This window comes from Micromonospora sp. ATLC16, assembly GCF_057196645.1.
Map to the genome: position 1 here is coordinate 1 of NZ_JBXUOW010000119.1, position 8,220 is coordinate 8,220.

Consider the following 8,220-nt stretch of genomic DNA (forward strand, 5'->3'; position numbering starts at 1 on the left):
CGACACCTGAATGATCACCGAAAGGCCGCGCCCGGCCTATACCACCACGATCAGGAGCGTCCGCCCCGAAACACTCACGACGGACATATCGCTACCTTGCCTGAGCCCTGGGGGCACCCGCAGCCCGGCGTCGGCGACCGTGGGGTCCGCCAGCGCGTACAGGAAGGCATAGCGCGCACCGGGCTCGTTGAGCACGTCGATCTGCTTGACGATCTCGTGCCGATGGTCGATCAGATAGAAGGAGCCGAAAACCCCCTCCCAGATAAGTACGCTGCGCAGCGGCACGTCCGCGGGCGGCGCCATGCCGAGCGCCATCATCAGGTGCGACCGTTCGTGCGAGGAGGTGAAGTAGATCGCCTTCTTGCCCATGAACGAGATCGACTGAGTCGCCGACGCCTGCGCCCCGGCATATCCGGCGCCGACCTCGCGCACGCCCGGCAGGCTGCTCTTGTGCCAGCCGCCGACGGCGACCACGTCGGGCACGCCGGAGAGCAACTGCGCCGCGTCGACCAGCGCGCTCGGGCTCAGCCGGGCGAACCTCGCGTTGGAGTCCTTCTCCGACTCGACGGAGCAGATCAGTTTCTTGTCCTCCACCACGGCGATCGTGCCGTCGTGCCCGGGCTTGAACGCGGCGATGAGCATACGAAACCCCCGATCAGCTTCCTGATGCTAAGTGCTCCGATCGCCGCTTGACCATAGTGCGACATCGATCGGCCGTGCGGCCCTCGCCCGCGCTTTGCGGCTGCTTGGCGGCCGCTTGGCGCGGCCGGTTACGGTGCTGAAGCGCTGCCGGAAGGGGCCCGAATGACCTCGTCACTTGACGTGTCTCCCGGCCTGCTGCTCGAGTGGGATCAGCTCGCGTCCGGCCATCCGACCTCCGCGTCGAGCCGCATGATGACGCTGACGATCGATCGGTTCGGCGACAGCTACCGGACCTTCTCGCTGCGCCACCGGCACGAGGTGCTGGCGGCGATCGGCGGGTCGGTACTCGCCGCGCCGTTGCCCAACTCGCGCCTCGACCCGTACGAGATATTTTCGGGTCGTGCCGCCGGGCTGGGTCTGCTGCCGGAAGGCCCCCATCCGTGGTCCGGCCTCGCCGCCGCCGACGTGCTGCCCGGGCTGCTCTTCATGCATCCGACCTACGAGACGTTCCCGGTGGGGCGGGCCGGCCACGACCCAGCCGTCCTGCGTGACTTCGTGGGGCAGCTGTTCGAATGGGCCCGCGATGCCGGTCTCTCATCGATCTCGTTCCTTTACCTCGCCGAGACCGCCCGGCCGCTGCTCGACGTGCTCCGTGACGCCGGCGCCCGGGTGCTGCCGCTGACCTCCACCTGCGTGATGGAGGTGACCTGGGCCGACTTCGACGGCTACCTGCGCACACTGCCGTCGCGGCGCCGGGTGATGATCCGGCGGGAGTTGCGCCGGCTCGACGAAAACGGCGTGACGATCGGCGTGGCGGACCCGGCCGCTGCGGCGTCGGAAATGGCCGCGCTGCGGGGCCGCCTGGCCGTCAAGTACGGGGAACGGCCGAACTGGGCCCGCGACGCCCGTCTGCTCGACCAGATCCTCACCAGCTTCCGGCCCGAGGAGCTCTGCCTGGTCACCGCCCGCCACCATGGGACGTTGCTGTCGTTCATGCTCTTCGCCCGCGACGGCGACCACTGGACCGCCTTGCTCACCGGGGCCGACTACGACGAGCCACACTCGCGGTTCACCTACTTCGGATGCGCGTTCTACCACCCGGCGGTGCTGGCACCCCGTCACGGCATCCGGCGCATCTCGTACGGGATCGGCTCCTGGGACGCGAAGCGTCTGCGCGGCTGCCGGTTGCATCCTGTCTTCGCCGCGGAGCTGCGCATCCCGGCCGAGCCCCGAACAACCACCTGAAGCGTGAGGAGTTTGCCGATGCCACTCATGGACGACCCCGCGGCCTGGAACAACCGGGTCTTCTGCCTGATCACCCCCGACTGCCTGCGTCGACACCTCACGCAGCAGGTGCTGGAGCGGTTCTCCCGGGCCGGGCTGCGGGTCGCGCGGTGGCGGCTGGCCCAGATCACCGCCGCCCAGCTCGACGCGGTCGCGGCACTCGACGGGGCCAAGCGAAGCGACGTCTACAAGTACCGCGCCGTCGACGTGCTGTTCGAGCTCGGGCCGACGTTGCAGCTCGTTCTCGCCGACGAGCGCGACCGGCCCAGCGACGAGCTCTACAGCACCATCCAGCGGATGAAGGGCCATTCGGACCCGGCGCTCGCCTCGCCGGACACGCTGCGCCGGCATCTCAAGGCGATCAACGAGATCCTCGACCTGCTGCACATCTCGGACTCGCCAGAGCGCTCGGCAGTGGAGTGCGCGATCTTTGCCGGCTCCGACCCGGCGCTGTTCACCGACGCCCCCTTCCAGCCGGCCCTGGCCCTGATCGAAGCGGGCCAGCCCATCGAGACGAGGCACTTCGCCGCGGTCCTCGCCGGGGTCCGGGCCCGGCTGCTCGGTCACCTGTGGCCCAGCCTGACGCCGACCGGCCAGCAGCTGGCGGCCGATCTGCTCGCACGCGGCGAACTGGGCGACCCCAAGGCCGGGATGCTTCTCGCCGAGCAACTCGAGGAGGGCGGCCACCCGATCGGCCTGGCGGAGATCCTCGCAGCCCGGTTCGACGGCGCGCCGCCCCGGCTGGACATGGCCACCGTCCGCACCCGGATGGCCGTCTACGGCATCGCACTCGACCCGTGGGAGTTCACCGTGCTGGCCACGTCGAGCCACTTCGAGGCGACCCGATGAAGTGAAACACATCTAGCGTGGTTCCCGTGCCCGCGTCGACCGAGCTCCGCCCGCGCCGCCCCTACCTGGTGCTCGCGATCTGCTGCGCCAGCGTTGTCGTCGTCGTCATGGACATCGCCGTCGTCAATGTGGCGCTGCCGTCGATCCGCCGCGACCTGCACGCCTCGGTGTCCGGCCTGCAGTGGATCGTCGACGCCTACGTGCTGGTACTGGCCGGTTTCCTGGTGCTGGCCGGCTCCACCGCCGACCGGTGGGGCCGCCGACGGGTGTTCCAGCTCGGCCTGGCCACATTCGGGCTCGGGTCGCTGCTGTGCAGCCTGGCTCCGAGCATCGGCTGGCTGATTGCGGCGCGGGTGCTGCAGGCCGTCGGCGGCGCCATGCTCAACCCGGTGGCGGCGGCGATCGTCGGGACGGCCTTTCCCGACCGGGGCGAGCGGGCGCGGGCCATCGGCGTGTTCAGCTCGATGACCGGGCTGTCGCAGGCACTCGGCCCGATCGTCGGCGGCGCCCTAGTCGGCAGCCTCGGCTGGCACGCCATCTTCTGGATCAACGTGCCGATCGTGGCCGTCGCGATGGTGGGCGCCGCACGGTTCGTCCCCGAGTCCCGCGCCCCGCGCGCACGCCGGTTCGACCCGGTCGGTCAGACTCTGGTCGTCGTGGTGCTGGCCGGCGTCGTCTACGCGATCATCGAGTCGCGGCGGTTCGGCTGGACGTCGCCGGTCATCCTCGGCCTGCTCGCGGTGGCCACGCTCGCCTTCCTGGCCATCCTGGCCTACGAGCCACGTCGCGTCGACCCGCTGCTGGACCTGCGCCTGTTCCGCAGCCTGCCCTTCAGCGCGGCCATCTCGATCTCCCTGTTCGGCCTGTGCGGCTTCGGGGCTTTCCTCTTCGTCACCACCCAATACCTGCAGGCGGTGCGCGGCCTGTCGCCCTTGGCTGCCGGTCTGAGCCTGCTACCGGTCGGCGTCTCGGTCGCGATCGTCTCGCCGCTGACCGGACGGCTGGTCGCCGCCCGCGGCCCCCGACTGCCGCTGGTGGTTTCCGGTGCCGCGCTCGCCCTGGGCGGTACCGCGTCGCTGGGGCTGAGACCGGACACCCCACTGCCGGCCGTGCTCACGATCTACGTGCTGTTCGGGATCTTCCTCGGGACCGTCATCGCGCCGATCACCACCACCGCACTGAGCGGGATGCCTCCTTCAATGGCCGCACTGGCCACCTCGCTGCCCTCGGCCGCCCGTCAGACCGGCACCGCCCTGGGCGTCGCGATCTCCGGGACGCTCGTGGCCTCGTCCCTGACCAGCGACGGAGCCACTTTCACGGACGCCGGCCGCGCGGTGTGGTGGCTGACCCTCGCCCTCGGCGTGGCCATCTCGACCCTGGCCCTGGCCGGCACCGGGCACCGGGCCACGCACAGCGCCGAGCGGGCGGCGGCGCTCTTCGACGAGATGGACGCCCCGCGGCTCGCACGCGTGTGACGCAGGTCCGTCGGCCACAGGTCACCCAGGTCGGCCGGGATGCGCGACGGGTCGGCCAGCACGCTCGCGGTGTCGGCGTGGCCGAGAACGCGCCAGCACTTCTGCGCCTCGTCGTACTGCACCGGCCGAACCAGCCTGTGAGCTCGCGCCCAGGTGACCAGCTCGGTCATGGCGGCGGAACAACCTCCGCCGCACGGGTATCAGTCGAGTCAGTCAAGATTTTTTTCGCGAGCCGGCGCGGCGAGGCGGGGCAGGAACCGCTCGGTGTTCCTGGTCAGCACCTCGGGCGGGGCGAAGTCCCCGAACGTCTTCATCCACACGTCGGTGGGTACGGTGTCCCAGTGCGGATAGTCGGAGCCGAACAGCACGTTCGCTCCACCGATCTCCTGGCAGGCCCACAGCGCATAATTCTCCTCCGGGTCCGGCACCACGGCGAAGTGCTCGCGGAACAGCGCGCTCGGCGCGAGGGTCTCGTCGGACAGCCGCCGGATGTGGCTGTCCAGCCGGTCGAGGTGGCTGGGGATCCACGAGACGCCGGCCTCCAGCATGACGACGCGCATCCCGGCCGGCAACCCGTCGGGCCGGCTGAGCAAGTCGGTCAGGGCCAGCATCTGCTCGCCCATGTGGGCGAAGACGTGCGTCATCGTGTAGTCGGCGTAGGAGTCGGCGAGCGGCGACCACTGGTAGCCGCCGGTGCCGCTGTGCACGATCAGCGCGAGTCCGCTGGCGGCCAGGCTTTCCAGGACCGGGGTGAAGGACGGGTCGCTCAGCCGCGCCTCCGCGGTCCGGGCAGTGGGTCGGACCACGGCCGCGACCACGTGGGGATCGTCACGCAGGCGCTCGACCGCGGCCAGGCTCCAGGTCGGGTCCTCGACGGAGAGCAGCAGCGCCCAGCGCAGGTCGAGCCGCGACCGTGCACACGCCTGCGCGGCCAGCGTGTTGTAGTCCGCGGCCAGAGCGGTGCGGACCGCCGAATCGGCGACGGCCTGCAGGCAGAGCCCGACGAAGCCCGGCTGGAGCACTGCGCTGGCGATCCCGTTGGCGGCCATGTACTCGGCCCGGTCGTCATCACGGCCGGGGCCGATGAGGTGGCCGAGCCCCTTCGGGTTGCCGCTGCCGTGGCCGCTGGGCTTGGGGAACAGCCGATCCCCGATGCGCAGCCGCAGCTGGTCATCGGCGATGATCAGCTCCGGCATGACCGGGGACACGAGGCCGGCCGTCGACCACAGCTCGGGCTCGTGGTCGCTGAAGTGCGTGTCGCAGTCGAGAAGGACAGGCTTCACGGTGCTCCTCCTACGGGATCGGTGGGAACACGTCGGTGCCGGCGAGGGCGTCGGGGCAGGGCGCGCCGACGAGCATCATCACGTGGGCAAGGTCGTCGACGAAGGCACGCAGGGCGGCGGTCACCGCGACGCCGCCGCCGGAGGCCAGGGCCGTCAGCACCGGGCGGCCCAGCAGCACCGCGTCGGCACCGAGAGCCAGCGCGACCGCGGCGTGGGTGGCGGTGCGGATGCCCGAGTCGAGATAAACCGGGACGGCTCCGCCGACCGCTCGGACGACGCCGGACAGGGCGTCGATGCTCGTGACGGCCCGGTCGAACTGCCGGCCGCCGTGGTTGGACACGACGATGCCGGCGGCACCCACGTCGACGGCCCGGCGAGCGTCGTCGGGGTGCAGGATGCCCTTGAGGAGCACCGGCAGCCGGGTCGAGGCGATCGCCGCGCTGACGTCGTCCCACGTGCACTCCGGGTTGGGGAACACCTGGTCGAGCAGCTCCCGTGTGGTCAGGCCGCGGCGGGCGGCGAGGTCACCGAACGGCCGGCTGCGCACGATCGCGGGCTGGGAAGCTGCGAATCGGTCGAACTTGTTGCGCTCGTCGCGCGTCCGGCGGCCCGGCACGGGAACGTCCAACGTGCACACGATGGCTGCAAAGCCGAGCCGCTCGGCCTCGCCGATCAGGTAGGCGGTCAGGTCCGCTTCGCGGAGCAGATAGAGCTGCAGCCAGCGGAGGCCGTTGCCCGCTTCGACGACCACCTGTTCCGGGCTGTTGAAGGAGAAGGTGGACAGACAGAAGCCCACTCCGGTGTACGCGGCGGCGGTAGCCGTGGCGATCTCGGCGGCCGGATGCACGAAGGACTGAAGGCCCATCGGCGACACCAGCAGCGGCGCCGCGACCTCGCCGCCGACGACCGTGGTGCGTGTCGTCGGCACGCGCCGTCCGGGCAGCATGCGGGGCACGAGTGCGAAGTTGTCGAGCGCGGCGACGTTGCGAGTCATGGTGGACTCGTCACCGGCCGCGCCGAAGCAGTAGTCGAGTGCGCCGCCGTCGAGCGCCGCCGTGGCCGGTTCCTCGTGCACGTCACCGCTCCCTTTGTGCTACATCACCTTGCCGAGTTCGCGGTCGCCCGGCGCGGGCCCGTACTTGGCGAGGAAGCGCTCGGGGTCGACCTCCTCCAGGTGACGGTTCGCCCGGATGGTGGTCTCGGCGACGAACCGCTCGAACTCGAGCGGGCTGGAAAACCCCGGAACCCGGACCAGGGAGGACCGGTAGAGCAGGTCCTTGACGCCGCGGCCGGGCCACCACAGATTCTGCGCGACAACCTGCCGATAGATGGGGGTGCCGGGCAATGGGCTCAGGATCGAGAACGAGAAGCTGTCGGCGCCGGAGGCCAGCGCGAAGTCCACCGTCTCCATAATGTCCTCGTACGTCTCGCCCGGCGTGCCGAGGATCCAGAAGGTGTGCACGAACATGCCGGCCGCCTTCGCACGTTCGACCGCCTCCGGGATCAGCTCGCGCCGCAGGTTCTTGCGCATCACCTCGTCGAGCACCCGCTGTACGCCGCTCTCGCAGGCCAGGGTGATCTGGTAACAGCCGGCACCGGCCATCGCCCGGTACATTTCCGACTGCGTACGCAGGTGGTAGTTGACCTTCGTCCCGTTCGGGGTGCACCAGGGCAGTCCGATCTTCTCCAGCTCGGCGCAGAGCCGCAGCAGGTTGCCCCGGTTCGCGGTCAGCGTGTCGTCCTCGAACTGCACCTCGCCGACGTCGAATCGGTCCTTGGCCTCGCGGATCTCGGCGGCGATGTCGGCGGGGTCGCGCCAGCGCACCTTACTGCCCCACATCACGGGGGTCGTGCAGAAGGTGCACTTCTCGGGGCAGCCCCGGGATGCCATCACGTTGACGACCCGCTTCGACTTGTTCTTAGAGCCCGCGCAGAATGGCGAGGCTGGACGGGCGTGCCTGAACGAGTGCAGGCACAGGATCCGTGATCATGAAGGTGCTTACGCCTCGTGATCACCGGGAGATCCTGTGCCTGCTATCCCAGCATGGCTGATCGAGCCACTGTGGGTCCAGTTCACCGCGCTGCTGCCTGACCGGCCGACATACGCCCCGACGCATCCGTTGGGCTGCCACCGCAGGCGGGTCGGTGACCGGATCGTGTTCGACAAGCTGATTCAGGTGCTGCGGTTCGGTTGTTCCTACGAGGCGATCGCCGATGCCACCTGCTCGGCCGCCACGATCCGCGGCCGTCGTGACGAGTGGATCCGCCTCGGGGTGTTCGCCCAGCTCAAGCAGATCGCGGTGGACGCCTACGACCGGCTCGTCGGCCTGGTCCTGGACGACATCGCCGTGGACGGCTGTATCACCAAAGCGCCCGGCGGAGGCGACTGCGCCGGACGGTCACCGGTCGACCGGGGCAAGCAGGGAATGAAACGTTCATCGATGGTTGACGGTTACGGCATCCCGCTTGGCCGGGTCCTGGCCGGCGCGAACCGACACGACTCACCGCTGTTGGCCCCCACCCTCGACCGGCTTGACGACCTGGGCCCACTCCCCGATGCCATCACGGTGCACCTCGACGCCGGATACGACTCCGCGGTCACCCGCACGCTGCTGGCCGAACGCGGCCTGACCGGCAAGATCGCCCACAAGGGCGACAAGGCGCCCATCCAGGCGGGCCAACGATGG

The 8,220-nt window shown here is 70.0% G+C and carries 8 protein-coding genes; 4 read left to right on the plus strand and 4 right to left on the minus strand.

Translation table 11 applies throughout. The annotated features are described in order from the left end of the window. Nucleotides 1–36: 36 nt before the first annotated feature. Nucleotides 37–642, minus strand: a complete 606-nt coding sequence (locus AC2CHE_RS26065) for a hypothetical protein (RefSeq protein WP_484507482.1) — start codon at nt 640–642, stop codon at nt 37–39. Between the two features lie 162 nt (nt 643–804). Between AC2CHE_RS26065 and AC2CHE_RS26070 the strand changes: the two genes are divergently transcribed. The 3 genes from AC2CHE_RS26070 to AC2CHE_RS26080 are packed head-to-tail and all read left to right on the plus strand — an operon-like array spanning nt 805 to nt 4,250. Beyond that, the gene (locus AC2CHE_RS26070) at nt 805–1,887 is read left to right on the plus strand and encodes a GNAT family N-acetyltransferase (protein ID WP_484507483.1); all 1,083 of its coding nucleotides are present in this window, start codon (nt 805–807) and stop codon (nt 1,885–1,887) included. Nucleotides 1,888–1,905: 18 nt separating this feature from the next. Next, nucleotides 1,906–2,775, plus strand: a complete 870-nt coding sequence (locus AC2CHE_RS26075) for a nucleoside-diphosphate kinase (protein ID WP_484507484.1) — start codon at nt 1,906–1,908, stop codon at nt 2,773–2,775. Nucleotides 2,776–2,801: 26 nt separating this feature from the next. Then, entirely contained in the window at nt 2,802–4,250 is a 1,449-nt protein-coding gene (locus tag AC2CHE_RS26080) for a DHA2 family efflux MFS transporter permease subunit (RefSeq protein WP_484507485.1), read from the plus strand. Between the two features lie 209 nt (nt 4,251–4,459). Here the strand turns inward: AC2CHE_RS26080 and AC2CHE_RS26085 are convergent, their stop codons facing one another. Genes AC2CHE_RS26085 through AC2CHE_RS26095 form a run of 3 tightly spaced genes read right to left on the minus strand, consistent with a single transcriptional unit; the run spans nt 4,460 to nt 7,424 of the window. Next, nucleotides 4,460–5,533, minus strand: a complete 1,074-nt coding sequence (locus AC2CHE_RS26085) for an amidohydrolase family protein (protein WP_484507486.1) — start codon at nt 5,531–5,533, stop codon at nt 4,460–4,462. A 10-nt stretch (nt 5,534–5,543) separates the two neighbouring features. Next, nucleotides 5,544–6,608 (minus strand): alpha-hydroxy acid oxidase, encoded by a 1,065-nt coding sequence (locus AC2CHE_RS26090; RefSeq protein WP_484507487.1) that lies wholly within the window; start codon nt 6,606–6,608, stop codon nt 5,544–5,546. Between the two features lie 18 nt (nt 6,609–6,626). Continuing rightward, nucleotides 6,627–7,424, minus strand: a complete 798-nt coding sequence (locus AC2CHE_RS26095; RefSeq protein ID WP_484507489.1) for a B12-binding domain-containing radical SAM protein — start codon at nt 7,422–7,424, stop codon at nt 6,627–6,629. A 136-nt stretch (nt 7,425–7,560) separates the two neighbouring features. Here AC2CHE_RS26095 and AC2CHE_RS26100 point away from each other — a divergent pair. Then, on the plus strand, nt 7,561–8,220 hold a 660-nt coding region (locus AC2CHE_RS26100; RefSeq protein ID WP_484507488.1), incomplete at its 3' end, for an IS5 family transposase.